Consider the following 26600-nt stretch of genomic DNA (forward strand, 5'->3'; position numbering starts at 1 on the left):
ACGAGAATTTCTTCCTTCTTCCTGACATCCGTTACATCCGTTACAGAATCCGTTGCCGAACTTCCTTCTTCCTGACATCCATTACATCCGTTACATCCGTTACATCCGTTACATCCGTTACAGAATCCGTTGCCGAACTTCCTTCTATCAATCTAGGAGTGAACTATGAGAATTGCAATTATTGGGGGCGGAGCGAGCGGTATGGCAGCAGCCTACTGGCTCGATAAACAGGGACATCACGTCACTGTATTAGAAAAGCAGCCGATTTTAGGCGGACACATTCGGACGCTTAACAAAAATGTTGCGCCCAATCAATCTGAGTGCAATGAAATATTAGAAAATGGTGTACTAGAATTTCCGACTGTGTTTTACAATTTCGTGGCTTTTATGCAGGAGCTAGGCGTTGAATTAGAACCCGTGCAGATTGGTTCCGCGCTATTTCTTAAAGATGGCGATCACTTTTTGTCTAAGGTCTCTATCCGGAAAAATTTTACCGGAATCCAACGTCTGATCGAGTATTTGCGGCTTGATAGTCTCTACGCTCGTTCGGCGGGGTTTATTTTAAAAATGCGGTTTGCTAAACAGCACGATTTCTACGATGTGCCGCTTTCGGAGTCTTTGAAAAGCTCGTGCGTCCGCAATTATTGGCTGAAGTTGCTGACGATGTATAGCTACTCGATACCGTTTGAATTACTCGACAATTTTCCGGCGGAATTAGCGATGCCTGTTTTGCGCGAATATGCCTCGGTCAACTGGGTGAGGATTAAAGGCGGGGTGTATTCTTACATTGAAAAGATTTTGGAGCAATTTAAGGGCGATATACGGCTAAATGTGGAGATTGCCAATATTTTTAGAAGTGCGGATGCTATAAAAATCGTGCTTTCTGATAGGGAAATCCAGGAATTTGATAAGGTGGTTTTTGCGATGCCACCCGATCAAGTTATGAGGCTATTATCTGATCCGACGGAGGCGGAAACGAAGCGGTTTTCGGCGTGGAAAGCCAATTATGCAACCACTGTACTGCATTCGGATACATCGATGTACGATCGCTACGGTATCCGCAAGTTATCAGAATTTGATTTTTTCGAGACGGAGAAGGGATGGGGATATAATGCGAGCTTGAATCAGCTTTGCGGCATCTCCTCGCCACGAGAGTACAGTTTAGCTTTTCATCTGGAAGAGTCGATCGCCCAAAAGCACATTATTCACATTCAGAAACATCACACGCCGCTGTACACTGTGGAGTCTTTTCGATATCGAGATGAAGTTATCGAGACTAATGGCGAGAACCACACTTATCATGCGGGAGCTTATTTGGGGGATGGTTTGCACGAAGGAGCCATTACCTCTGCTTTGCGAGTCGCGAAATTAATCGGGTGAACTCAATTGTGATGCTACAAACTCTCGCAAATATCAGTAAATTTCTTGCCGGTGCAACACTCTCACAAAAGTAATGATGTTTGTATCAAAAGTTAAACCCATGCGAGAGTCGTCCACTCGGATGCGAAATTAATTTTTGACCTTGCCTAAGCTGCGACACCACGTGCTGCAGTTAAGTAGACATCATTGCTCATAGATGGGGGCATGGTTGATCCGGCTAACTGAGTACCCTCAAAGTTGGCTCCCGTGAACGTTGCCCCGCTCAAGTCGGCTTCGCTCAAGTCTGCATAGCACAGCCTAGCCCAATCGAGGTTTGCCTGCGCCAAAGAAACTCCCACCAGATTTGCCCTGGTTAAATCTGCTCCCATCAACTTGACGCCCCGCAACTGAGCCCCGCTGAGATTGGCAGCTAACAAGTTCGAGCCTTCCAGGTTTACCCCGTTTAGTTTGGCTTCGCTCATGTTGACGCCATTGAGATCCGTCCTGCTCAGGTCGATGCCATTGATGTAAGCTTTCCTGAGATAGATGCCTGTTAGTTGAGCGCCAAAAAGCTTTGCACCGCTGAGTTTTGCCCCTCCGCAGTTGGCCCAGTTGAGGTTAGCTCCCGTGAGGTTAGCGCCCCGCAGATTGATGAATTGCAGGTCGGCTGTACATAAATTGGCGTTCCAGAGGATGGCGCTCCGCAGGTTGCTACCGATGAGTTGGGCGCCACTCAACTTTGCCCTGGGCAGTTTTGCTTTGACGAGGAAAGCTCCGCTGAGATTGGCTTTTGTAAGCTCTGCGTCTGCTAGTCTGGCTTGGCCCATTTTGGCAAAACTCAGATTTGCCCTGTAAAGGTTTGCGTCGTTGAGTTCTGCTTTGGTGAGATGCGCCCGACTCAGGTTAGCTCCCGACAGGTTAGCCCTCGAAAGGTTGACGCCGACCAACATAGCTCCGCTGAGGTTTGCTCCGCTGAGGTTTGCGTCAGCAAAGTCTCTGTTTCCATTTTCGTACTCTTTGAGCAGCTCGGTTACTTCCATACTGGTCACATTCCTAATAGCGGAAATTTATTTAGAAATAAACACTCTTTATAAGTATTTTATCTCAAATGGAGCGGACGCGATCGCACTTTCAAGAAAGCTGACAATTAACTTTATATTTATACATATACTTTGTGCTTTTTTCAGAGTCCCGACCGTTTTGAGGTCATAGTCTGAAACCCTTGATTTATCGTGGGTCTCTAGTGTGTTTTGGCAAGCGTTGCGATCGTACTGAGATCGGTGAAACCGTTATTCTCAATAGGTAAGCCATCAAACACTGTCCTAATTATTAATCAATAGTAAAATAATATTCTTGTTGTCCACTGTGACTAACAGCTTTTTTAAACGGAGACTGCAAATTTGTTAGTTGTGTTTGCTTCATGTGTCGCGAAGGCTGGCATGGTCATATCTCCATATTTTGATCTCCTGTCATTTTTGAGGAAAATTAGATATATAAAGAACAGCTTAATCAGCGAGAAATTTTCTCGGTTGTCTCGCAGGAGTTATACGATCGTGCTTTTCAATATTTCCTTGAGTCTATCGGGGTGAAAAGTAATTTCAGACATTGTACTTATGAGGAATTTATCGATATGCCTAACGGTAGAGGGTATTCGTTCAAAACTTAGCGGATAATATATTGCAGATTGTACAAAAGTAACAGCGAGTATTATCTGTAGAGTATCACCCTCTCTACTGGCAGTTAGGCAAATGTGTCAATCTATGTTATGCTGAGTCAAACTGGAGGAATGATCATGTCAAAAGAAAGAAAAAGCAATAAAGAAGTCAAAAAACCAAAGAAACAACCTGATGGTGTTGCTAAGCCGAAGGATGACAAAAAAAATTATGGTAGCACCGAGGGGCGCAAGTAGAGATAGCTACTTCTCTTGGAATTGCCATTAATTTGTTTAAGTTTTATTAGTATCAATTCTGAATAAATCACGATATCCTATTGTGGGATAATCCGAAAAACAGGTTTATTATACCTAGGGTATATGCAGTCTTCAACCCAAAGTATAATGAAATCTGTTTTTAGTCATGAATATGAAACATTCTGTCGCAGATCGAATTTAAGACCGTCTATTTAGGCTTTCTTGAAAAAAAATATAGTTCGATCGCCCAATCCCATCAAATCCCATCAAATCTATCACAGCGATATCTCTGTCACCGCAATATTACCCTCAAAACACACGTCAACATCAGTCCCCGCCGCCCGATCGCGCGAGCCATATTCTCCCGCATAATAAAAGTATTCTCCCTCCATCCGGTACACCACGGGCAACGGCTGCGTCGAAGGCTGGCAAAACACAATTTCCGGTTCCGCACTTCCCGGCGCTAAATGTGGCAAATTCACATTCCAGAAACACCCAGACTTTAGTTCCCGGTTCAGCAAATCCGCTAACACCCGCGATGTCCAGCGAGTAGCGACATCCCAGTCTATTTCGAGCGGCCTTTTAATCCGGTGGGAAATTGCGATTCCCGGAATACCGTGCATGGCTGCTTCGCGCACAGCCGCAACCGTACCCGAAATATACACGTCAACGCCCAAATTGCCACCTGCGTTAATACCCGAAAGCACTAAATTCGGTTTCGCACAAACGTGATGAAGAGCAATACGCACGCAATCGGCCGGTGTTCCCCCTACAGCATACTCAAATTCCGATCGCCGATCGACATGAATCGGACTGTGAGCCGTCACCTGATGCCCGCAGCCGGACAATTGCCCTTGGGGAGCCACGATAATTGTTTTGCCTTCTACAGCCTGCAAAAGTGCCTGAATCCCCGGAGCGTCTATGCCATCGTCGTTGGTTAAAATTATAGTCATTAAAAATGTGTCGGTTTTATAGAAGCGATTTGAGAGCGCAGAGGCTGGCAACCTTCTGGTAGCTCTAGCCCAAATTGGTTGTTGGTTGGTGGCGATCATCAGTATGAGCATGGCCACACATTTATATCATGGCATTAATTGAACAGTTGCCCCAGAAATGTGGCGCGCCACATTTTAGCCCAGTCGCACCTTGATATGACAGCTAAAGTGACTTGTTACGGTTGCCCCTGTGCAGCATTCATAACATCAGTGTCGATGCAAACATCTAATCACATAATTTTTTCCTCGGCTCTCCCCGATGCTTGGTGTTAAAAGTAGCACATGATACTAAGTATCTGAGACTGAACGTTGAAACTCTCGATCCTGCTAAATTATTAGCTTGCGTTATCACCATAAGTACGAGAGAGCCGATAATAAGTGAATGTCGATTCCTATTGGGCTTTGACGCAGGGGATGGGATAATAGATATGAAATCCTTATCAAAGATAGTATCTAAGTTACAGTCCTCATTTCCCATTCATAAATCAACTACTTATCTACACTGTTACCATTATTATATTTTAACTCAGGAGAGCCACATGAACGAACCCACTCAAAGCAATACCAAAGCAGGCTGTGCCGTTCCACAGTCACTTATGACCGCAAGTCAGGATGAACTGGATGACATCGATTTAGAATAGTTAATGAAAAGGGTAAGGTAAAAAAATGATCGTTCTTTCAGGATACGAAATTATAGAAAATATTTACGAAGGAGTCAGAACCGTTGTTTATCGAGGGATAAGAAATCGGGATCGACAGCTTGTTATCGTTAAAATAATAAAAAATCAATATCCTAGCCTTGAACAAATCACCAATTTAAGGCAAGAATTTATAATTACTCACAATTTAGAGTGTGAAGGAATTGTCAAAACTTACAACTTAGAAAACTATCAGAATAGTTTAGCGCTAATATTAGAAGATTTTGGGGGGCTATCCCTTTATCATTTTATGGCAGCCAATAACCTGTCAATAACCGAGGTGCTGAGGGTAGCGATCGCTCTATCCGAAACGTTGATTTATCTCCATCAAGTACCGATAATTCACAAAGACATTAAGCCCTCAAATATCATTATCAATCCAGCGACCGAAAAAGTAAAAATGACTGACTTTAGTATTTCATCGCGCTTGGAATTGAAAAACCAAAGCATTAGTAATCCCAACTTGCTAGAAGGGACTCTCGCTTATATGTCACCCGAACAAACGGGGAGGATGAATCGAGCGATTGACTACCGCACCGACTTCTATTCTTTAGGAGTGACTTTCTATGAAATGCTGACCAACCAGTTGCCATTTAATACCACGGATCCGATGGAGTTGGTGTACTATCATATTGCCAAACAACCCGTCCCACCTAAAGAGGTAGCAGAAATTCCTGAAGCGGTCTCAGATATTGTGATGAAACTGTTAGCAAAAAATGCGGAAGACCGATATCAAAGTGCGGCGGGATTAAAATTTGACCTAGAAACTTGTTTGCAGCAATTGCAGGCAACTGGAAAGATTGAAAATTTTCCCATCGGTCAACGCGATCGCGGCAACCAATTACTCATTCCCCAGAAGCTTTATGGCAGAGAAACCGAAGTCCAAATTCTTCTAGATGCCTTTGGACGAGTCAGCCTCGGTGCCACCGAGATGATGTTAGTTTCCGGTTATTCCGGGATTGGTAAAACTTCAATCGTCAATGAAGTTCATAAACCAATTGTAGCAGCAAGGGGATATTTTATTGCGGGTAAATTTGACCAGTTTAGGCGCAATATTCCCTATGCTGCCTTAATCCAAGCATTTCAAGAATTAGTTCGTCAGCTATTAACTGAAAGTTCCCAACAGATTGCTATTTGGAAAGAAAACTTATTAAAAGCGCTAGATAATAACAGTCAAGTTATTATTGATGTTATCCCGGAAGTCGAACTAATTATCGGTAAACAGCCTGAAGTTCCTCAACTGGGTTCATCGGAATCCCAAAACAGATTTAATCGGGTATTTCAACAATTTATTCGCGTTTTTTGTCAACCAGAACACCCGCTAGTGATATTCCTAGACGATTTACAGTGGGCAGATTCGGCATCTCTAAAGTTAATTCAACTCTTAGTCACTGACCCAGATAGCAAATATTTGTTAACGATTGGAGCTTATCGAGATAACGAAGTCAATCCCGTTCATCCTTTAATTCAGACAATAGAAAAAATTCAAGAAACTGAAACGGTGGTGAATAATATCACCATTCAGGCGCTGGCTTTGGATAGCGTCAACCAATTAATCGCCGACACTCTGGATGCCAGCGTAAATTCAGACAAAATAGAAGTTTTTTCTGAATTACTTTTTAATAAAACCCAAGGGAATCCCTTTTTCTTAACGCAGCTACTCAAAACCCTGTACTCGGAAAATCTGCTGGTTTATCAGATAGATACCGACCGCTGGGAGTGGGATATTCAACAAATCCAAGCAATTGGTATCGCAGATTTCAATATCGTTGAGCTGGTTGCCAGAAATATTCGCAAACTCCCAGAAACAACCCAAAAATCACTAAAATTAGCGGCTTGTATCGGCAACCAATTTAACTTAGAAGTTTTATCAATTGTCAATGAAGAATCAAACATAGCGACAGCTGCTCATTTGTGGGAAGCGCTGCAAGCTGGTTTGATTCTGCCGCTGTCTGAAAATTACAAAATTCCTCTAGTCTTTGCCCAGGAAGAGTTGGCATCTGTACGGAATATCAAAGTTGAATACAAATTTTTGCACGATCGCGTGCAACAAGCAGCCTATTCTTTGATTCCAGAGTCCGACAAAAAAGCCACTCACCTGAAAATTGGTCAACTACTGCTGAATAATACAACAGAGCAAGAGCGAAAAGATAATATTTTTGCTCTGGTTAACCAACTGAATTTTGGCACAGATTTGCTAACTAATCAGTCAGAAAAAGATGAGTTGGCTGAATTAAACCTGATTGCTGGACAGAAAGCGAAGGCAGCTACTGCATATGAAGCCGCTGTTAATTATTTGAATGTAGGTATAGAACTCCTGAGTCAAGATAGCTGGGAAAGTAGATACGATCTGACATTTAATTTTTATCGGGAAGCGGCGGAAGCCGAATATCTCAATGCCAATTTAGAACGAGCGGAAATTTTGTGCGATCGCACTCTCCAAAAAGCCAAAAAAATTCTCGAACAAGTCAACTTATACGAACTGAAAATTAGGCTTAACCTCGCTAAAAACCAGAACAATTCTGCGGTAGATACCGGACTGCAAGTTCTAGAAATGCTGGGAGTGGCCCTATCCCAATCACCCCCCCAAGAGTTAAATATCGAGGAGTTAGCGAACTTGCCAGAAATGAGCGATCGCTACAGGCTAGCGGCAATGCAAATTTTAATTCTTATATGGCCTCCTGCTTGTTTTGGATCGAGCGCAATGGCGCTACCGATTCTATATACTATGATTGAACTCTCGATTCAATACGGAAATTCGTTGGTTTCTATTTACGCTTATTCTATTTATGGTTCACTCATATCTTGGCTAATACCAGACATAGATTCTGGCTATAAACTGGGTCAAATATCTTTGCAGTTGTTGGCTCGGTTAAATGGAAAAGAGTTTTTATCTAAAATATTCGTTAATATTTTTATCAGTAATCACCATCAAAAAGAGCCTCTGGCAACTACTATAGACCCCTTGCTTCAAGCAATTAATAACGGCTTAGAAGTCGGTGATATAGAATATGCTTGTCATGCTGCTGATTACTATTGCTCACATCTGCTTTTTAAGGGAGAGCATCTGGATTATGTGCAAGAGCAACAAAAAAATTATAGCGATTTAACAGCTAAGCTGTCCCAAGAACATCAGCTTTATCTCATCAAAATTATCGGTCAGTTAGTGGCAAATTTAATGGGTCGAGCAGACAATAAATTGCTATTAATTGGCGACCTGTTAAATGAAGAAGAGACAATCGCATATCTTCAAAGTATTAATAATACAATTGCCTTGTTTAGAGTGTTTTTTGCTAAAACCATGCTTTGCTATTTGTTCCAAGATTATGCAATGGCTATAGAGCATGGTATTACAGGAGTCAATTATTCAACAATGCTCCCCAGTAACTTTAGCTTTTCAGAACATATTTTTTACTATTCTCTTGCTCTTTTAGCTCAGTATTTTCAGGAAACTGAGGAAAAGCAGCAACAATACCTGAAACAAGTAGAAGAAAATCAGCAAAAGATGAAATATTGGGCGTTCCATTGCCCAGCCAATTACCAGCATAAGTATGACTTAGTAGAGGCAGAAAAAGCCCGCGTGTTAGGGCAATCTTTCTCAGCAATGGAATATTACGACCGGGCGATAGATGGAGCCAAGGAAAATGGATACGTCCAGCACGAAGCCCTCGCCAATGAACTAGCAGCAGAATTTTATTTAACTTTAGGTCGTCAGAAAGTAGCGCGTACCTACATGATAGACGCTTACTATGCTTATATTCGCTGGGGAGCAAAAGCAAAAGTTAAAGATTTAGAAGAGCGCTATTCTGAATTACTCGCACCAGTCGTCGGTAGGAAAAACAGCCTGACGAGTGGAAGAAGCGAAACGATTGTTCAGACCAGAACCACTCTTACTTCTACCAGTTCAGGTGCTGCAAACGAGCTGGATTTATCAACAATTATCAAAGCCTCCCAAGCGCTCTCAGGGGAAGTTCATTTAGATAAGTTACTCTCGAATTTGATGCAAGTCTTGCTGGAAAATGCCGGAGCAGAAAAGTTTTATTTCATCATACCTGACCCAGCAGGTAAGTGGAAAATTGAAGCTCAGTGTACGGGTGAACGATGTCAATTAATCTCCAAGTCAGCGGCTGAAAGTCAAGAGATTCCTATCTCGCTGGTCAATTATGTAGAACGCACGCAAGAAACTCTTGCGATCGATGATGCAACGAATAAAAGCAGGTTTGCATCGGATCCATATATTATTCAGCAGCGACCTAAATCTATCTTGTGTAGCCCCCTGATTAATCAAGGTAAGTTGGTAGGCATTTTATACCTAGAAAATAATTTAACAGCGGGGGCTTTTACGCGCGATCGCCTAGAAGTCCTCAACATCATTTCCGCCCAAGCTGCGATCTCCATCGAAAATGCCCGTCTCTATCAAACTTTAGAAGAAAAGGTGCAACAACGCACCGCCCAACTCGCCCAAGCAAACCAGGAAATTAGCGGCCTTAACAACAAACTTAAAGCCGAAAACATCCGCCTCAGTGCTGAGTTAGAAGTCACGAAACGACTGCAACAAATGATCTTGCCCAAACAATCAGAACTAGATAAAATTAAAGGATTAGAAATAGCAGGATATATGCAACCTGCCGATGAAGTTGGTGGCGACTACTACGACGTGCTAACCCAAAATGATAAGGTAAAAATTAGCATCGGCGATGTTACCGGACATGGTTTAGAAAGTGGCGTATTAATGATTATGGCGCAAACCGCTGTCCGCACTCTCCAACAAATGAACGAAACCGATCCGGTGAAGTTTCTTGATGTGTTAAACCGCACCCTTTATGCCAATATCGAGCGCATAGACTCGTCTAAAAACATGACCTTGGCTTTGTTAGATTATCAAGATAGTAACTTTACCATCAGCGGTCAACATGAAGAAATAATTGTAGTCCGTACTGATGGTAACATCGAACGGATCGATACAACTGAGCTCGGCTTTCCTGTCGGATTAGAGGAAGATATTGCTGATTTTGTTTCCCAAGTTCAAGTGCATCTTAATCCAGGAGATGTAGTAGTGCTTTACACAGATGGAATTACCGAAGCTGTAAATATAAATAAAGTGTATTACGGCATAGAAAGATTGTGCCAAGTGACTAAAGAAAATTGCCACAAAACGGCTGAAGAAATTCGACAAGCAGTAATTGATAATCTGCTGCAACATATTGACAAATATAAAGTTTTTGACGACATTACGTTGGTAGTCCTAAAACAGAAATAACGCAAGTTGGTAATTGGTAATTGGTAAATTGTTTGAGCGTCCGACAATCGAAACCGACTTCACGCCCAACAATTTTGGAAATGGTGCGCGGACTCAGGAAGGTGCGATCGAAAGCTGAGCGCCACGTCTGTGCTAAAATCCAAAATTCCTCAAACACATCAACCAACTTGTGGTAAAGTTTTGTGTCGATCGCCCGTTAGCGGAGTCCTCCCAGAGGATCGGTCAAATATCAATGCAAGTTCAGTTAAACGCGCTCACAGCAATGTTTTTGCCAATTTTCCCCCTAGCTCAAACAATCGCCGCACCTCCCGCCCAACAACAACTGATCATCGAGCCAGAAGCCCCCCTACCCGAAAACGAACTGGATTTACCACCACAGCCCAGCAGCAGCTTGCTAAAAACGATAACTGTGCCCCAACAAGTGCGCGTTTTACCGGGAAAACTCGACAACATCCCGGTTTTCAACAGCAACAGCCCGGAAGTCGTGCAAACCGAAGGCATTTTGCTCTCCACATTTCCCCAGGAATCAAAACAAGTACCTTCGGCTCATTTAAACTTTGCCTTCAAAGGCCGATTTGACATCTTCGCCCACCACATCGCCAAGGCCAAAAATCGCGACCAAACTCGCACCTTATTTCAAGGGATTATCGTTCACAATCCCAATTCTGAACCTGTCACTTTAAAAATATTACAAGGAGCGAGTTATTTAACTCGGCCCGATGCTTTGTTTGTCGATTTGCCGAACTATTTAGAAAATCGATTCGGCACTGTGTTTGCGGGGCCTGGAAGCCGCATCACGAGCGATGTATTGCGGGGGTTCAGACAAGCCATTTTGCCCGCTGCGATAGAGATTCCGGGCAATCAGAGCCGAATGCTGATGAATTTGCCGATACCTGTGGGGAATGTCACGCCTTCTTCCAACGGTCGATCGACCTTGATGCGAATGTCGAGCAGCAATTCGGTTTATGTCGCTAGTTTAGCGATGTTTGCTCCTACAACTCCAGAAGGAGTAGAGCAATATCCCACATTAGAAGAGTGGGAAAATATTTTAAATACTAAAGGTTTAGCGGGACCCAGAGATTTAGCACCAACTCCCAGAGGCGAAAATCCGGTGCAAAAAATTTATGGCCGCGTGGCAGGAGTAGCGGAAGGTTCCCAGTGGCAAGCTAAAATTACGGACAATTCGAGAACTGATTATTTAACAATTCCCAAGCGCGGCGAGTCATTTTCCTATGCTTTGAGTACAACGGACACGGGTACTTTTGGGACTGGCCAAGTTCAAAGCGCTAAAATGTTAGCTCGCTATCCCGATACTGCTTATTTTGCTCACGGTAATTACGGCATTCAATACAACTTAACTTTTCCGCTTTACAACAAATCTCGTGAATCTCAATCTGTTAGCATTAAAATGCAAACACCGATTAAAGCAAATACAGAAGCGGGGGGATTGATGTTTTACGATCCTCCCGAAAATCGGATATTTTTCCGAGGCACGGTACGGGTGATGTTTAAGGATGATACGGGCAAGACTTTGACGCGCTACATTCACATTGTGCAGCGGCGGGGACAGCAGGGGGAACCTTTGGTGAATGTGAATATGAAGCCGGGGGAACGCCGTTTGGTGCAGGTGGATTTCTTGTATCCGCCGGATGCGACGCCGCCGCAAGTTTTGACAGTGCGATCGAGTAATTAGTTTGTAGTCAGTAGTCAAAGGTTTGTAGTGAGGATTTTAGTCCGCATCAAGAAAAACTAAAATGTAGTCCATTTGGCTTTTTTTTACCTGCTCACGCACTTGCCCATGTAGCACTCTCATCAGCTCTTCTATCATTCATTCCCTGTGCTCGCCACTGCAAGTAAAGCCAATATACGGCCCTTGTAAGGGAGCCAATCCTTGGGTAGGTCTTACCAATTGCAGCCATTTTTTAGTTGATAGAAGATTCCATCTAAGATTTCTCTTTTTGTCCAGTTACATGGTTTTAGTTAGCTTCTTCCTGGGCAATATCTCATGTAGTATGGGTTCAATTATTTCCCATTCTGAATCCGTTAGACTGCTACAATAAGGCATGGCTGCTGCTGGATAATGCTTTTGCGGTCACGTATAACAGCGTAAAAGATGTCAAACGGGTTTTATAGAGGCTCAAAACCTTTGCACCTTGGTTGTTCGTCTCTGGCTAAATTTGGGAATTCACCAATAAACCTACTATTTTTCAAGCTGTGTAGCATCGTTTTTCCACTGCGTACACTTTTTCAGCAAGCCCTAAGTAGAAATCATTGACAAACGTCTTCAGATGAAACCCTTGCCTGACAAGGCTTTCAGAGATAGCGTGAAAAGTAAGGACAACATCCGTTGCACCAAAAAGTCGCGCCACTCCGTTCTTAGATTGAACCCGATCGCCTTTGACCAGTTTGTTTGGTTTAAAATATAATAAAGTTTTTCCTGAATCATGAGAAAATAAATTTTACTGGCATATCTATAGGGGAACATCCATCATGGCAAGAAGTAGTAGCGGATTTTGGAGCGATTTCTGGAAGTTTTTAGTTCAGGGAAATGTCCTTGAACTGGCAGTTGCCGTCATCATTGGTGGAGCCTTTGGAAAAATCATTGATTCTTTAGTCAAAGATATTATTACTCCCATTCTTCTTAATCCTGCTTTAACGGCTGCGGGAGCTAAAGACCTGGAAAGTTGGGCACCAGGAGGTATAAAATGGGGTGTTTTCCTGGCATCTGTAATTAGTTTTGTGATTATCGCCTTTGTTATTTTTCTATTACTCCGAAGCGTAGAATCTGCAAAAAAAAGATTAATTCGTCGGCAAGCAGCAGAAGCAGAAGCAGAAGTTGCACTTGTTGATGCTGCTACTCTCAACCAGGAAAAGATGACAGAAGTTTTAGAACGCTTAGCAAAAGCATTGGAATCGCGTGGTATTTAGAGACTACGTAAGTAACCAAACGAAATTAATTAGATAAAGACTCTTTACCTTGTAAGGCTTTCAGGGGATATTTTGTGTGATTAATTTTGTACAACTACTTAATACTTGATTTTTAGGGGATGCAGGCAAAAGTTTAGGCTGTTATCTCCTTTTTTGCACACTCACACTAAAGATATTTCAAAAGCCTTCTTTGCGATTTCGTAACCGGCATCCTGAATCCAAAGTTTGGTGGTGATAAACAGTATTTTTCATAATTTTTCTTTTACGTGTTTCCGAATTGCGTGCTTTTTTAACGCTGAGAAATTACACGTTATTAACGTTCAATTTGGAGATGCTTTCTTTATTATCGAGGGTATGGCTGTAGGCATAGTTCAGCCCTATAGAACCCATTTGACATCTATTCCAGACTTATTACCACAACTAGGTTTGGGGCGAATCAGTAGAATCCTAAATTTAGGCTAGAATAGTTGCCCTGTAAGGATTTCACAAAAGATGTCAAATGGGTTCTATAATAATAAAAATCATTTTTGCAATACTGAGATGTTCCTGACTGAAGTCCTGACTACGAACCTCAGAGTAAGGTTTGTAGTCAGGACTTTAGTCCTAATTAAAGTGTCAAAGATTGAGGATTTGTCTCAATCAATTTGGCTAAATCTTGCAAGAAAGATGCAGCGTCAGCACCGTAAATAATCCGGTGATCGCAAGTAATATTCACCTGCATTTGGCGCTTCACTCCCATCAAACCATCTTCATTAGCCACTACTTGCGGCCGCGAAGAACCGATCGCCAAAATCGAGCCTTGATTCGGTGGCAAAATCGCGTCAAACTTGTCTACACCAAACATTCCCAAATTGGAAAGAGTGAAAGTTCCCGTGCTGTACTCATCAGGCTTCAACTGCTTGGTGCGGGCGCGATCGACTAAATCCTTCCAAGTGCGCGAAAGCGAATAAATATCGAGGCGATCGGCATTTTGCAACACCGGCGTAATCAAACCACCGCCGTCCATCGCCACAGCTACCGCCACATTAATATCAGCACGGTATTGAATCCCGGACTCCACATAAGAAGCATTCAGCAGAGGATGTTTTTGTAAAGTTACTGCTACAGCCTTCGCCAGCATAGCCGTCATCGTGACGCCCTTCGACTTAATTTGTTTGTAGAGTTTGTCGAGATTATCAGTAGTAATTGTGTAACCCACGCGGAAAGACGGCACGCTCAAACTTGCTTCCATATTCCGCACCACCGCATTTTGCAGCGCATTCATCGGTACTCTTTGGCCCGAAAGTGCGATCGCCGGGACTGCTGCGGGGGCGGGTTTGGCTGCTGCGGGGGCGGGTGCTGCGGGTGCCGGTGCGGGTGCTGCGGGGACTGTTACCGCTTGCTGAACCGGTGCGGGTTGGGCTTTGCCGGCTGCTGCTTCCACATCCTCTGCGACAATACGACCGTTGGGCCCGCTGCCTTTGATAGAATTCAAATCTACTTTAAATTCTTTGGCTAACTTGCGAGCGCGGGGAGAAACGACGCTGCGGCCATTTTGGCGACTAACATTTTGCTGCAAACCTGCTGACGATGTAGCTGCGCTGACAGGAGCGGGGCTGGGAGCCGGGGCGGCTGCTGCGCTTGGGGCTGCGGCTCCTTGCTGCTGAGCTGTGGCGATTTCGGCTTCTGTTTCTGCTACGAGGGCGATTGCTGCGCCCACCGGAGCAACTTCGCCCGCAGGTACGATAATTATTGCTAAATAGCCTTCGTAGAAAGACTCCACGTCCATGTCGGCTTTGTCGGATTCAACGACTACCACCGTTTCGCCTTTTTCTACTTTGTCTCCGGCGGATTTGACCCAGGAAACAATTTTGCCCTCTGTCATTGTTGAACTCAGGGCTGGCATGAAAACTTCGCGAATCATCTGTAAAAAGTCCTTGTGTGTTGGTAATAGGTAATAGGTAATCGGTATTTGGCAATTGATAATTGGCGACCGGCCACCGGCAATACTTATTATTATGCCAGTCTCTCGAATTCTTGATGTGTGACTGTTGACTCAAAATCAATTGCCAATTACCGATCGCCAATTACCACTTACCAATTTCTAAATATCACCTCGAATTTCTTCGACTATGCCGTCGCGGAGGAGAATTTCTACTTGCATTTTTTGAATCAAGTTTTCTCCCAGCCCGACAGTGAACGTGCCGTCAATTTGACCTTGACTCACTTCTTGCTCGAGGTCTAGCACCTGCACTTGCTGAAGCTGTTGCAGGTTTTGGTTTTTCTGTTCTAGCAGTTCGCTTTTTCTTTGATTCACCTGCACTTGAATGTTTTCTATTTGCTGCTGTACTTGCGGGCCTGGGGGCTGTAGATTTTGCTGTTTGATTTCTGAAACCATCCGCTGCCCTTGCATTTCTAACTGTTGTAGCTGAGAGTCTATTTGGTTGATTTGGGCTTGGAGTTGCTGTTGAGCTTCTTCTTTCCAGCGGGGAGTAACGACGACTTTAACGTTAATCGATCGCTTCAAGAGTAATTGTGGTTCCATAAAGTTGTTGCTTGTCAATTAGGAATTAGGCATTAGTCTTGGGCCATTAGTTGGTAAATATGAACTAATGGCCCAGGACTGAGGACTCGGACTCAGGACTCGGGTGTTGGGATAATTTTTTCTTTTCCATTCCCCAAGTCCTGCGAATATTTCAAAACATCCCGTCAATCATATCGCGGTAGTGTTGCGTCACAACCGGGCGCTTAATTTTCAGGGTCTGGGTCAACATTCCATTTTCGATCGAAAATGGCTCCTGAATCAACCGGAACGTGCCGATGCGATCGTCCGCGCGGTATCCAGGGCGATTTTGCACCTCTCGGTTCAATTCTTGGCGGAATAAATTTTGAATTGTCTTGCTATTCCAGTCAATTTCGTGTAAAGGGGGATTCTGAGTTTCTGCCCATTTCTGCACAGCTTCTGCATTGGGGACAATTAAGGCGCCGACGGATTTCTGGTCTTGACCTACTAGCATAATTTGGTCGATGTAGGGGCTGCGGACGCAGGCGTCTTCTATGGGCTGGGGTTCGATGTTTTCACCGTTGCTGAGGACGATCGTATCTTTGGCCCGCCCGGTCAAGATTAAGTCGTTCCCCGGTGTCAGCCAGCCCAAATCGCCGGTATCGAACCAGCCTTCGGGGTCGATCGCCTTGGCAGTCGCTTGGGGATTGAGATAGTAGCCCTGCATAATTTGCGGCCCCCGCGCCAATACTAAGCCGCGCTGGCCTGTTGGCAGTTGCTGTCTGGTTTCTGGGTCTACTATTTTAATTTCCGTATGGGCGATCGGTTGTCCAGCGGAACCTTTAAGATTGTGCCAAGGGCGGCGGACTGTTAAAACCGGCGAAGTTTCGGTTAAACCGTATCCTACCAACAAGCCGATATTCGCTATTTCAAAGAAATTGTCTAAATGCGTTGCCAAAGAACCGCCACCGCTAATCGCCCATTTTAAGCGTCCCCCTGTAGCTTGCCTGACTTTTTGGTAAACCAGTTTTTCGGCGAGGGCGTGCACGGGCGACAACAGAATGCTTTTGGTCCGGGCGATTAGTTTTTCAGTAGCAGAAGCAGGTTTTAAATTGAGAGTTAATCCTTGGCAAATGCGGCGGTTCTCGATGTATTGCTGGCTGGCAGATAACAGGAAATCCACCAATTTTTGTTTGTTAGGCGGCTGTTCCCGAAATTGCTTTTGTACGGCCTCATAAATCGATTCCCAGATGCGCGGAACGCTGACCATGTAATGGGGTTTGTAAGTTTTAAAGTCTTGTTTGAAATAGCGAATATTGGTGTAAATTTGCGTGCATCCTTGGGAAAGCAAGAAGTATTCGACGCTGCGTTCGTAGGCGTGCCAACTAGGCAGAATGCTGAGGGCAGATTCCCCGGCTTCGGGCTGGAGAACTGTGCCCAAGGTGGTGAGTTGGTGCAGCAGGTTCCCGTGAGTCAGCATGACGCCTTTGGGTTTGCCGGTGGTGCCGCTGGTGTAGAGGAGGGTGGCGAGGGTTTGAGGCTTGTGGTTGGTGGGTTTGAGGGGGCGGTTTGCCCCTGTGGTCATGACTTGGGAAAATTTGACTGTGCTTAGGGTTTGGCTGGTTTCCGGTTCTTCGTCGGAGAGGAGGACGATGAGTTGGATGGGCAAATCCGGGAGGCGGTGTTGCAGTTTTTTGAGTAATGCCAGGTTTTCGACTACCAAGGCGGTGCTGCCGCTGTCTTGGATGATGTAAAGGAGTTCTTCGGGGTCGGCGGTGGCGCCTCGAACGGCGTTGGCGGCCCCGGCCATCATGATACCTTGGTCGGCTATCAGCCAGCGGGGGCTGTTGTCTGCGAAGAGGGCGACGCGGGGAGGGACTGCTTCTTCGGGATTTGGTTCGATGCCCAGGGCTTGGAGGCCGGCGGCGAATTGCTGGATTTGCTGGTAGAGGTCGGTGTAGGTGAGTTTGATTTCTGGTTGGCTGTGGGGGTCGTGGAGGGCGACGGTTTGACCGAATTTTTGTTTGACGATCGCCCAAAATTCGGGTATCGATCGAATGGAACTGTAATCGATTAGCTTGCTGAGGTTAGCGCGATCGCGATCGGTCATTTGAGATGATGTGTAAGATGCTGGGCCGTTCATAGGGTATTTTCCTGAGTTTTCGGAGATAAAATTATTCAGTATAAGTTTAATATCACAGGTATTTTACAACTTTGTGGCACTGTCGTGACAGTTTGTCAACCTGCCGTTGTCTATTTAGATAATTAGAGATACAAAATGATGACAGTTATAGTTGCACAGAAATACATGAATTTATCAAGGTTGATACTAATTGCTTTAAGTGCGATCTGCCTAGCCTCATGTGGAAATAAGCCTTTCAAGTTAGTCGCAGATCCGCAACCGGGAAACAGTGGACGAACATTCGCCGATTGGTGTCGCCAAAAAGCTGATTTGAGTCCCGAAGCTAAACATACTGTGGCTCTCCTGAACTTAGGGTTATAAGTTTATCTAATCAGAAAAGCAAGCTAATACGCGATTCCTAAAATTATTAAAATTAGAAAAACCATACCCTTGCCGCATTATCAACTTAATCCGATTGTTGATTCCTTCCATGACTCCACTTGTGGTGCGATGAAGAAAGTAGTTGCAAATTCCCTCAAAATGATTCTCAATTGTTGATGCAGATTCTCTAAAAAATACTTGTGCATGATTTAGCCATTCTTTGATTTTCTTCTGCCCTTTTTGGACCGTCAAATTAGTCTCATATATTTCTCTAAATTTTTCTTTCATCTCATATGCAATTCGCAAACATTCGGATTTTCCTAGTGTCAATTCTAATTTATCAATCTGCTCTTGATTCAAATTTACTCGATTACTTAATAATAAATATTTACTTTGCCTATCTGTTATTCCGGCTGCTCTACGTAACTTATTTAAGTCTTTGTTAACTACTTTCATTACATGAAAACGATCAATAATAACTTTGGCGTTTGGGAATACTTTTTTGATAACTTTAGGGAATCCTCCCCACATATCAACACTCACTTCCTCAACTTGTTTACGAACTTCAATTGGTTGTTCTATAAGGACTTCAATGATTTCTTCACAGCGATGAGAATCAATCATCTCAATTAAATTACCTTCGCCCAGGTCACTCACAACAGTCACAAAATTTCCTTGACCTTTTCGCATACTTATCTCGTCGAGACCAATTCGTTTAACCCGTTGCCAATTCGGTTTTTTTTTGAGGGTGTTTACCTGCTCAAATATTCCTTTTATTTCGTCATAACTCAGTCCTTCTTCTCGTTCAATTTGCTCCATGCTCGATTGTTTTACACGCTCATAAATATCTTGTTCATATCGTTGAGTATGCCGTCTTTTAACGTCCAAAAAATCTAATCTTTCTGTGGGATACCGTTGACAAAAAGGACAGTAAAACTGCCGTCGTGGGATTTTTAGATATACAGGACGACCAAAAACAGACAAATCTCTTACTAAAATTGGTCGATTTTGATGCAGTTTTTCGGTAGGATTGTTACAATGATGACAAACAATTCCTTCTGATGAAATGCTCAGTGCCAAGAAAATTTTTCCCTCAACTTGAGTACAAGTTTCAACCCTGACTCCAGGCAAGGCTAATAGATAGTCTAGATGGAAGCTCATAACGGTAAATGTATTAGTAGGTACATTTTACACCATAAACTCAGGAGAGCCCATACTGTTGAGGAACTGTTGAAGATAGCCGGGACTACTGAGTGCGATGCTGCCGATCGGAAACTTTCGAGTCTCCCGGGACTCGGGCTGATTGATGACCATAAAATCAGCGATATCAAACCGCTAGAATCCTTGACTAACCTGACTGTGCTCATCCTCATTGGCAATAAAATCAGCGACATCAAACCCCTAGAATCCTTGACTAACCTGAAGCATCTTGTCCTCAGCAACAATCAAATCAGCGACATCAAACCCCTAGAATCTTTGACTAACCTGAAGGAGCTTGGTCTCAACAATAATCAAATCAGCGACATCAAACCGCTAGAATCTTTGACTAATCTGACTGTGCTCAACCTCGATAGCAATCAAATCAGAGACATCAAACCCTTACACTCCTTGACTAAACTGACTCGGCTCCACATCATGGGAAACCCGATCGCACCCAAGACTTGTCCTCTCAAGCCCGAGTCTATCTGTCAGTGGTAACTTTGAAATTAAATGCTCAAACTTTTATGAATTGGGTGGCTTTTTCAAACGCGAGCGATAATCCCCTCCCACAGTTCGGAAATAGGATGCAATTTGCCTTCTTTAATTTGCTGGAGGGATGTGCGGAGGCTGGCTAGAATAAGTCCCGCTGGTTCGTCATCGGGATCTGCGGGCTGGGTGACGATATGGCGGCTGATTAATAGTTGGTAGAAATTGTCCACAGACATTACAGCAAGTTGAGCGGATCGATCGAGACTGAGGCTGTGCTGCTGATAAAGTACGATCGCGAGTTCTATCCTCACATCGGCTTCAGTCAGGGGGAGATTGTCGGGAAGGTCGATCGTAATCTGCATGATTTATAGTACATTTTAATTTCAATTGTCTCTGAAGTGCGATCGTTTAATTTTGCAATTCGGGTTTAATTTTGTTAACAGGACTTACCCACAGACACTATCTGTAGGGCGAAGCACACCCCACCTGATCCCCACAAATAGTGTAAAAATTGCTCCGCATAAGTCCTATTTAAGCGACCTTACGCGGTGCATCAACCATCGGCGCAGTGCCAAACAAATGTTTGAGATAACTGCGACTGAGTTCGCGGTTCCAGCGTCGCAGCCGCACCATCACTCGCGTGAATGTAAAAGTCAATTCCAACACCAAAGAAAGCTGTTTGAGACTGAGTGAAGTATTAAACACATCATTGCCGTGCGTGCGTTCAATCTGATGGTGTTTCAGCAAAGCAATCAAGTTTTTGGTAGAGCCTTTTAGTTGGTTGAAGTAACTCTGGGAGAAGGCCCAGCGGCTGAAACCCCAAAACTTAGCCAAATGATTGATTTCATCCTGTAAAGGCTGGGAAATTGCCTGTTGCAACGCTCCTGTTGAGTGTACCATCAACCATAAGTAAACAGAAGTAGCTCCCCACTCGGTACTCAGGCGACTAATCACGTGTTTATAGGTATCTTGCCAAGCGTCACCTGTGGATTGACAACCATTCACAGAATTGGGTTTAACTTGCAGTTTTTCCGCTGTAAGTTGCTGGTAAATTTTCCTAAATGTTGGGCAATGTTGGCGTTCTTCTTTTTCCCAGACACCTATCTCTAGAATGTTGCCATTGGCATCAAAAACTCCTCCCATAAACCGTGCCATTTGCGGGTAAATATGCTGTAAGTAGCACCAGCTTTCTCTACCGTAGCTGCGGATGGGAGCTTCAATTTCTGCCGCACTGGCCAAAATTTGTAAAAAGATTTCTGGCTTGACACCAATAATTTGGTTGCGATTGATTCCTTGCCAATCTATGGGTTCCCAAGGGCGGGGATGCGGGGTGGAAAATTGCTGGGGTAGGTCGGAAAGTCGATCGCTCAAAACTTCCAATGACATATAATGGTCGATGAGGGAGTTAATCCTGGCCCGACTTTGGAAGTAGCGAGGGCTTTGATACTGATTACCAGCCAAATCAATTGTATACACCTTACCAGTAGCTTTCATTGTTTCTGCCTGTTCGTGACTTTTACAGCTATTGTGCAAAAGGCATTTGGGAAGTCGCAATGAGTAACGTGCAGGCTGCTCAATTACTACGAGTTGGTTGGAGTTAGCCGAACTCAGGTGAAAGGGCATGAAGTAGGGTGAACTAAACAACACATGATAGCCGTAATGTGCGCCGAAGAGTAGCCTTCCTCCTATCAATTATCTGCGTTCATCAGAGTTCATCAGCCTACATCTGCGGTTAAAACCCCACATAATTTTGCCGCCACCAAGCCCGCACAAACTTAATCTCCTCAAACGTATAACGTTCTTCCAAAAAATCATAAATTGCTCTCAGTTTTTCATCTCCCATAACTTCAATAGCGTACACTATCGCCTGCTGGCGTTCCGATTCAACCAACAAATTTATATCAACTTCCCTGCCCATTTCCATCAATTCTATCAGATGCCCAGAAATAGTATTAGGACTCATCCCCCGCGCATTTGCGATTCCTTGAACCGTCAAACCTTGTCGGTATAATTCCCAGGTCTGCATCTGCGAATAAGACGCAACGTTGGAAAGATTGGGAAGATTAGCGACCTCAGAAGATGCAGCACCACTTGGCAATCCTTGTTCTTGGCAAAAAGTGCGAATTGCCTCCAAGAAAACTTTACCGTACTTATTTCGCTTGTTGCTACCAACGCCGTAAACTTCCTCGAACTCGGTGAGATTTTGTGGGCGTTTTTCTGCCATATCTCGCAAGCTTTTATCGGCAAAAACTACGTAAGGTGGTACAAATTGTTCGTCGGCAATTTGTTTGCGTAGTGTCCGCAGTATGGCAAATAAACCTTCTACTTCTACTGCCAAAGAACGAACTTTGCTCTGTACTTCCCGCTGGGGTTCAATGGCGATTTCAACTGTGCGCTGACGTTTCATAATTTCCCAACTTTTTTCATTCAGTTTCAAAATGGGAAACCCGTCTGTTCTTTCCTCTAAAAAACCTTGATTTAACAGTGAACGACTCAATTTTTTCCACTCTTCGGCACTTCTATCTTTGCCAATTCCGTAAGTAGAAAGTTGATTGTGCTGGTACTGCAATATTTTTTGATTTTTTGAACCGCGCAGCACGTCAATAATGTGATTCATGCCGAATTTTTCTTGGCATCGGGCGACGCACGACAGAAATTTCATTGCCTCAATCGTCCAATCTTCTACTGGTTTTTGGTTGCAACAGTTATCGCAAGTACCGCAGTTTCCGGGGAATGAATCGCCAAAATAACTTAACTGGATTGTACGACGGCACTCGGTGGATTCTGCATAGTTGATGACTCGACGCAACTGTTGGCGGGCAATTCGTTGTTCTTGCGGATCTGGTTTTTGCTCGATGATGTAGTCGATCATTTTGACATCGCCGTAGCCGAAAAATAAGCTGCAATGGGCTGGTTCGTTGTCTCGGCCGGCGCGGCCGGATTCTTGATAGTATCCTTCGAGATTCTTGGGTAAGTCGTAGTGAATTACAAACCGCACATCTGGTTTGTTAATGCCCATACCAAAGGCTATTGTGGCTACCATTACTTGCACGTCGTCGCGAATGAAGCGGGTTTGATTGGTTGCGCGATCGACATCGTTCATGCCGGCGTGGTAGGGTAAGGCTTGGATGCCACTTTGTTGCAATTTATAGGCAACTTCGTCAACTTTTTTGCGGCTGAGGCAATAGATAATTCCCGAACCGCCTTTTTTTTGGATAATTTGCAAAACTTCGGCAAAACTGTGCTTAGTTTTGGGGCGAACTTCGTAGTATAAATTGGGGCGGTTGAAGCTGGCGACGTGGATGTAGGGATTTCGCAGAGTTAACTGCTGGATAATGTCTTGGCGGACGCGCTCGGTGGCGGTGGCGGTTAGTGCCATAATGGGAATGTCGGGATATCGATCGCGCACTCGCTGCATTTGCCTGTATTCTGGTCGAAAGTCGTGCCCCCATTCCGAAACGCAGTGGGCTTCGTCGATAGCAAATGCCGAAATTCCTAACTTATTTGCTACTATATCTAAAAATGGTAAAAATCTCTCACCGAGCAAGCGTTCGGGTGCAACATAAAGCAATTTAATCTTACCTTCGAGAATCGCAGTTTCGCGCGATCGGGTTTCCTGAGAGCTCAAAGTGCTGTTGAGAAAAGTCGCCCCAATTCCATTATCCTGCAAAGCTTCCACCTGGTCTTGCATCAGAGCAATTAACGGTGAAACAACCACTGTCAATCCCGGTTTCAACAGTGCCGGTAATTGAAAACACAAAGACTTGCCACCACCCGTCGGCATGACAATCATCATATCCCGTTTTTGTAAAGCAGCTTCGACAATTTCCTGCTGTCCCGGACGGAAAGAGTCATAGCCAAAAAAATGTTTAAGAGCTTGTTCCAGGGACAGTGGCACAGAAGATATTGGCGGATGAGACGCTGGCATTTGCAGTAGTTGGTTGTTGGCTTCTCAACTATTCTATGCCTTTTGAGCACAAATACAGTTACAATAATTGAAAATCTCAATTTAAGCAGAAAAACTGATGCCGAAAGCAATTTGGAATGGTGCCGTTTTGGCCGAGAGCGACAAGTGCGAAATTGTAGACAACAACTATTATTTCCCCGCCGATGCCATCAACCGTGAGTATTTCAAAGACAGCAGCACTCACACTACTTGCGGTTGGAAAGGTGTTGCTAGTTACTACAGTGTCGAAGTCGGCGGACAAGTTAATAAAGATGCTGCTTGGTACTATCCTACTCCGAAAGATGCTGCTAAAAATATTGCCGGATATATTGCTTTTTGGAAAGGAGTTAAAGTAGAGGCTTAAAGCAGTTTCAAACTAAAAAAATGGGGCGGGTTGTGGGCGAATTTAGCGCTTAACCGGCCCCTTAAAATTTTAATCTTTTTCCCAAACGGCGACAGCTTCCGAACCCAAACCACGGCGAACAACAATCGGTTCGCTTGCTGTCAAATCGAGAATGGTGGAAACTTGATATCCCGGATCGGAACCGTCATCGACAATGACATCTACTAACTTTGAAAAACAGTCAAAAAGTTCAGCTTTGCCAAAACTTTCTGCTTTTCCTGCTGGCACGGGTGCTGCACCTTCATCATCCGTGGTAATGTGAGCGGATGTTGAAATAATTGGATTTCCCAAGGCTTCCAAAAGTGTAAAACAAAGCCGCTGGTCGGGCACGCGAATTCCAGTAGTTTTGCGTTTTGGGTTCATTACCAACCGTGGCACTAACTTGGTAGCTGGCAGCAAAAATGTATAAGGCCCCGGTATTAACCGCTTGATAATTCTGTATGCTTCATCGCTGACGGCAGCATAGTCGGTGATATTTGACAAAGAGGAACAGAGGAAGGTTAAAGGCTTATCATTGGATAGTTGCTTGATTTGCCGGACTCTTTCTACCGCAGACTTGGAGTTTATATCGCAGCCGATCGCATAAACTGTATCTGTCGGATAAAGCATCACTGCCCCATCTTTCAGAGCTTTGTTAATTTTCTCCATCCGGTCTCTTTGGGGTGCAACTGGATGCACTTCGTAAATAGTTGCCATGTTAAGATATTGCAGGCTAAGTGGGCGATCGAAATATCGAGTGAAACAATCAATGTTGAAAATTAATTGTTAACAATGAATAAAATAGCTTATTTTGACTGTCCAACCGGCATTGCTGGCGATATGTGCATCGGATCTCTCATCCACGCTGGCGTTCCTTTAGAATACCTAATCGAAAAACTCAATTTGCTCGGCATTTCGACAGAGTACCAGTTGCGGACGGAATTAGTCCACCGGAATACTCAACAAGCCACTAAATTTTATGTCGATTTAGCTGCGGATTTGTCGTTAAAACCCAAAAATCCCGCTACCGAACTCGATCCCTCGGAAACGGAATCTCCGACTTTTGACGCCCGCCACCACCATCATCACGGGGAAGAACATTCTCACAGTCACGGCGAAGCAGATGCAGAAATTAGTCACACTCATCACCGCAATTTACCCGAAATTGAGCAAATCATCGTCTCTGCAAAATTGCCTCCGCGCGTGGAAGCTTGGAGTTTAGCCGTATTTGGTAAATTAGCAGAGGCAGAAGGTGCCGTACACGGTATCCCCGCAAGCGAGGTTCACTTTCACGAGGTGGGGGCAACCGATGCAATTATTGATATTGTCGCTACTTGTTTGGGTTTGGATTGGTTGGATATTCAGGAGTTTTACTTTTCGGCGATGCCGACTGGTGCAGGTACGGTGAAGGCTGCACACGGCCGATTAGCGGTGCCGACGCCGGCGGTGATGCGGTTGTGGGAAACGCACCGAGTGCCGGTTTACAGCAACGGGATCGATCGCGAATTGTGCACTCCTACGGGAACTGCGATCGCCTGTACTCTCGCCGCTAGTTTCGGGCCGCCACCGTCGATGCAAATTCAGGCGATCGGTTTGGGTGCAGGTTCTCGAAACCTGGCAATTCCTAATATTTTGCGCCTCTGGATTGGGGAGAAGTCAGAAGGGGAGAGGGGGAGAGTGGGAGAGTGGGAGAGTGGGAGAAAGACGGCTACTAATTCCCCATTCCCGATGCCCAATGCTCAATGCCCAATTCCCAATTCCATAGAAACTATTACGGTATTGGAAACGCAAATTGATGATTTGAGTCCGCAGGCGATCGGCTATGTTTTTGATGCTTTGTTTGCCGCCGGAGCTCTGGATATTTTTACTGCCCCAATTGTGATGAAAAAGTCGCGGCTGGGGGTTTTGTTAACTGCTATTTGTCATCCAGAATTTGAGGAGGCTTGCGAAGCTGTGATCTTTCGCGAAACTACTACTTTGGGAATTAGGCGATCGGCTCAACAAAGAACTATTTTACACCGAGAAATCCAGACCGTTAAAACAGAATACGGCGAAGTCAAGATAAAAGTTGCGAAGTCTGGAGAAACGATTGTTAATGTACAGCCGGAATACGAAGATTGCGCGGAAATTGCCAGAATTAAAAATATTAGCTGGCGGGAAGTTCACCGCTTGGCGCTGCAAAGTTGGTACGATCGCACTTAATCAATTACACTGACTTACAAGAGGAATTTAGTCCCTGACGGGCTGACAACCCGTCAGACTCAGCATTATTGTGGAATATCTAAATCAGAAGAATCAAAACCTCTGATATTGTGTCGGGTAGATTACCCCTAATAAGGTAGGGTCGGGTTTACAAAAAATATCTGCCAATAACTGACAATCTCAAAAACCCGCCCTTTTAATCGCTTTTTCTTCAAGCTATTCTAGAAACATACTTGATTCCCGATCGCAT

The 26600-nt window shown here is 44.3% G+C and carries 18 protein-coding genes; 8 read left to right on the top strand and 10 right to left on the bottom strand.

All coding sequences use genetic code 11. The annotated features are described in order from the left end of the window. Positions 1–165 precede the first annotated feature (165 nt). Complete coding sequence (locus QUA24_RS05195; RefSeq protein ID WP_333227775.1) at positions 166–1380, top strand: FAD-dependent oxidoreductase; 1215 nt, start codon at positions 166–168, stop codon at positions 1378–1380. 146 nt (positions 1381–1526) lie between these two features. On the opposite strand, the gene QUA24_RS05200 is transcribed toward QUA24_RS05195, so the two are convergent. After that, the gene (locus QUA24_RS05200) at positions 1527–2399 is read right to left on the bottom strand and encodes a pentapeptide repeat-containing protein (RefSeq protein WP_333227777.1); all 873 of its coding nucleotides are present in this window, start codon (positions 2397–2399) and stop codon (positions 1527–1529) included. A 725-nt stretch (positions 2400–3124) separates the two neighbouring features. On the opposite strand from QUA24_RS05200, the gene QUA24_RS05205 reads away from it, so the two are divergent. Further along, positions 3125–3268 (top strand): hypothetical protein, encoded by a 144-nt coding sequence (locus QUA24_RS05205; protein ID WP_333227778.1) that lies wholly within the window; start codon positions 3125–3127, stop codon positions 3266–3268. A gap of 275 nt (positions 3269–3543) precedes the next feature. Here the strand turns inward: QUA24_RS05205 and surE are convergent, their stop codons facing one another. Continuing rightward, positions 3544–4221: a 5'/3'-nucleotidase SurE gene (surE, locus tag QUA24_RS05210; protein ID WP_333227978.1), complete on the bottom strand. Its 678-nt coding sequence runs from the start codon at positions 4219–4221 to the stop codon at positions 3544–3546. Between the two features lie 705 nt (positions 4222–4926). Between surE and QUA24_RS05215 the strand changes: the two genes are divergently transcribed. The 3 genes from QUA24_RS05215 to mscL all read left to right on the top strand — a co-directional run bounded on the left by QUA24_RS05215 (position 4927) and on the right by mscL (position 13146). Then, positions 4927–10218 (top strand): AAA family ATPase, encoded by a 5292-nt coding sequence (locus QUA24_RS05215; protein WP_333227781.1) that lies wholly within the window; start codon positions 4927–4929, stop codon positions 10216–10218. Positions 10219–10450: 232 nt separating this feature from the next. Then, positions 10451–11911 (top strand): DUF3370 domain-containing protein, encoded by a 1461-nt coding sequence (locus QUA24_RS05220; RefSeq protein WP_333227783.1) that lies wholly within the window; start codon positions 10451–10453, stop codon positions 11909–11911. 797 nt (positions 11912–12708) lie between these two features. Then, positions 12709–13146, top strand: a complete 438-nt coding sequence (gene mscL / locus QUA24_RS05225) for a large conductance mechanosensitive channel protein MscL (protein WP_194067975.1) — start codon at positions 12709–12711, stop codon at positions 13144–13146. Between the two features lie 607 nt (positions 13147–13753). Here mscL and QUA24_RS05230 read toward each other — a convergent pair. The 4 genes from QUA24_RS05230 to QUA24_RS05245 form a co-directional block, all read right to left on the bottom strand. Further along, on the bottom strand, positions 13754–15049 hold the full coding sequence (locus QUA24_RS05230) for a dihydrolipoamide acetyltransferase family protein (protein ID WP_333227784.1): 1296 nt from the start codon (positions 15047–15049) through the stop codon (positions 13754–13756). Positions 15050–15229: 180 nt separating this feature from the next. Then, a complete protein-coding gene (locus QUA24_RS05235) occupies positions 15230–15670 on the bottom strand; it encodes a YlqD family protein (RefSeq protein ID WP_242722909.1) in 441 nt (146 codons plus the stop codon). 151 nt (positions 15671–15821) lie between these two features. Then, positions 15822–17771, bottom strand: coding sequence for a long-chain fatty acid--CoA ligase (locus tag QUA24_RS05240; protein ID WP_333227786.1), 1950 nt, complete (start codon positions 17769–17771; stop codon positions 15822–15824). Between the two features lie 366 nt (positions 17772–18137). Then, positions 18138–19292, bottom strand: coding sequence for an ISL3 family transposase (locus QUA24_RS05245; protein WP_333227788.1), 1155 nt, complete (start codon positions 19290–19292; stop codon positions 18138–18140). Here QUA24_RS05245 and QUA24_RS05250 point away from each other — a divergent pair. Further along, a complete protein-coding gene (locus tag QUA24_RS05250) occupies positions 19281–19829 on the top strand; it encodes a leucine-rich repeat protein (protein ID WP_333227790.1) in 549 nt (182 codons plus the stop codon). The genes QUA24_RS05245 and QUA24_RS05250 overlap by 12 nt on opposite strands. A gap of 44 nt (positions 19830–19873) precedes the next feature. Here the strand turns inward: QUA24_RS05250 and QUA24_RS05255 are convergent, their stop codons facing one another. The 3 genes from QUA24_RS05255 to recQ all read right to left on the bottom strand — a co-directional run bounded on the left by QUA24_RS05255 (position 19874) and on the right by recQ (position 23748). After that, entirely contained in the window at positions 19874–20182 is a 309-nt protein-coding gene (locus tag QUA24_RS05255; protein WP_333227792.1) for a UPF0175 family protein, read from the bottom strand. A 169-nt stretch (positions 20183–20351) separates the two neighbouring features. Further along, a complete protein-coding gene (locus tag QUA24_RS05260) occupies positions 20352–21314 on the bottom strand; it encodes a hypothetical protein (protein WP_333227794.1) in 963 nt (320 codons plus the stop codon). 238 nt (positions 21315–21552) lie between these two features. After that, positions 21553–23748, bottom strand: coding sequence for a DNA helicase RecQ (recQ, locus tag QUA24_RS05265; RefSeq protein ID WP_333227795.1), 2196 nt, complete (start codon positions 23746–23748; stop codon positions 21553–21555). A 97-nt stretch (positions 23749–23845) separates the two neighbouring features. Here recQ and QUA24_RS05270 point away from each other — a divergent pair, with 97 nt between their 5' ends. Then, positions 23846–24130 (top strand): DUF427 domain-containing protein, encoded by a 285-nt coding sequence (locus tag QUA24_RS05270; RefSeq protein ID WP_190738299.1) that lies wholly within the window; start codon positions 23846–23848, stop codon positions 24128–24130. A 69-nt stretch (positions 24131–24199) separates the two neighbouring features. Here QUA24_RS05270 and QUA24_RS05275 read toward each other — a convergent pair whose 3' ends face one another. Further along, entirely contained in the window at positions 24200–24865 is a 666-nt protein-coding gene (locus QUA24_RS05275; RefSeq protein ID WP_333227797.1) for an L-threonylcarbamoyladenylate synthase, read from the bottom strand. 75 nt (positions 24866–24940) lie between these two features. On the opposite strand from QUA24_RS05275, the gene larC reads away from it, so the two are divergent. After that, positions 24941–26350 (top strand): nickel pincer cofactor biosynthesis protein LarC, encoded by a 1410-nt coding sequence (larC, locus tag QUA24_RS05280; protein ID WP_333227799.1) that lies wholly within the window; start codon positions 24941–24943, stop codon positions 26348–26350. Positions 26351–26600: the final 250 nt, after the last annotated feature.

Origin of the sequence: Microcoleus sp. Pol12B5 (genome assembly GCF_036701335.1) — a bacterium.
Taxonomy (GTDB): Bacteria; Cyanobacteriota; Cyanobacteriia; order Cyanobacteriales; family Microcoleaceae; genus Microcoleus.

Bases quoted from the DNA above. Each gene is read 5' to 3' on its own strand.
- QUA24_RS05195 (WP_333227775.1), top strand. From the start codon at position 166: ATGAGAATTGCAATTATTGGGGGCGGAGCGAGCGGTATGGCAGCAGCC.
- QUA24_RS05200 (WP_333227777.1), bottom strand. From the start codon at position 2,399: ATGGAAGTAACCGAGCTGCTCAAAGAGTACGAAAATGGAAACAGAGAC.
- QUA24_RS05205 (WP_333227778.1), top strand. From the start codon at position 3,125: ATGCTGAGTCAAACTGGAGGAATGATCATGTCAAAAGAAAGAAAAAGC.
- surE (WP_333227978.1), bottom strand. From the start codon at position 4,221: ATGACTATAATTTTAACCAACGACGATGGCATAGACGCTCCGGGGATT.
- QUA24_RS05215 (WP_333227781.1), top strand. From the start codon at position 4,927: ATGATCGTTCTTTCAGGATACGAAATTATAGAAAATATTTACGAAGGA.
- QUA24_RS05220 (WP_333227783.1), top strand. From the start codon at position 10,451: ATGCAAGTTCAGTTAAACGCGCTCACAGCAATGTTTTTGCCAATTTTC.
- mscL (WP_194067975.1), top strand. From the start codon at position 12,709: ATGGCAAGAAGTAGTAGCGGATTTTGGAGCGATTTCTGGAAGTTTTTA.
- QUA24_RS05230 (WP_333227784.1), bottom strand. From the start codon at position 15,049: ATGATTCGCGAAGTTTTCATGCCAGCCCTGAGTTCAACAATGACAGAG.
- QUA24_RS05235 (WP_242722909.1), bottom strand. From the start codon at position 15,670: ATGGAACCACAATTACTCTTGAAGCGATCGATTAACGTTAAAGTCGTC.
- QUA24_RS05240 (WP_333227786.1), bottom strand. From the start codon at position 17,771: ATGAACGGCCCAGCATCTTACACATCATCTCAAATGACCGATCGCGAT.
- QUA24_RS05250 (WP_333227790.1), top strand. From the start codon at position 19,281: ATGGAAGCTCATAACGGTAAATGTATTAGTAGGTACATTTTACACCAT.
- QUA24_RS05245 (WP_333227788.1), bottom strand. From the start codon at position 19,292: ATGAGCTTCCATCTAGACTATCTATTAGCCTTGCCTGGAGTCAGGGTT.
- QUA24_RS05255 (WP_333227792.1), bottom strand. From the start codon at position 20,182: ATGCAGATTACGATCGACCTTCCCGACAATCTCCCCCTGACTGAAGCC.
- QUA24_RS05260 (WP_333227794.1), bottom strand. From the start codon at position 21,314: ATGAAAGCTACTGGTAAGGTGTATACAATTGATTTGGCTGGTAATCAG.
- recQ (WP_333227795.1), bottom strand. From the start codon at position 23,748: ATGCCAGCGTCTCATCCGCCAATATCTTCTGTGCCACTGTCCCTGGAA.
- QUA24_RS05270 (WP_190738299.1), top strand. From the start codon at position 23,846: ATGCCGAAAGCAATTTGGAATGGTGCCGTTTTGGCCGAGAGCGACAAG.
- QUA24_RS05275 (WP_333227797.1), bottom strand. From the start codon at position 24,865: ATGGCAACTATTTACGAAGTGCATCCAGTTGCACCCCAAAGAGACCGG.
- larC (WP_333227799.1), top strand. From the start codon at position 24,941: ATGAATAAAATAGCTTATTTTGACTGTCCAACCGGCATTGCTGGCGAT.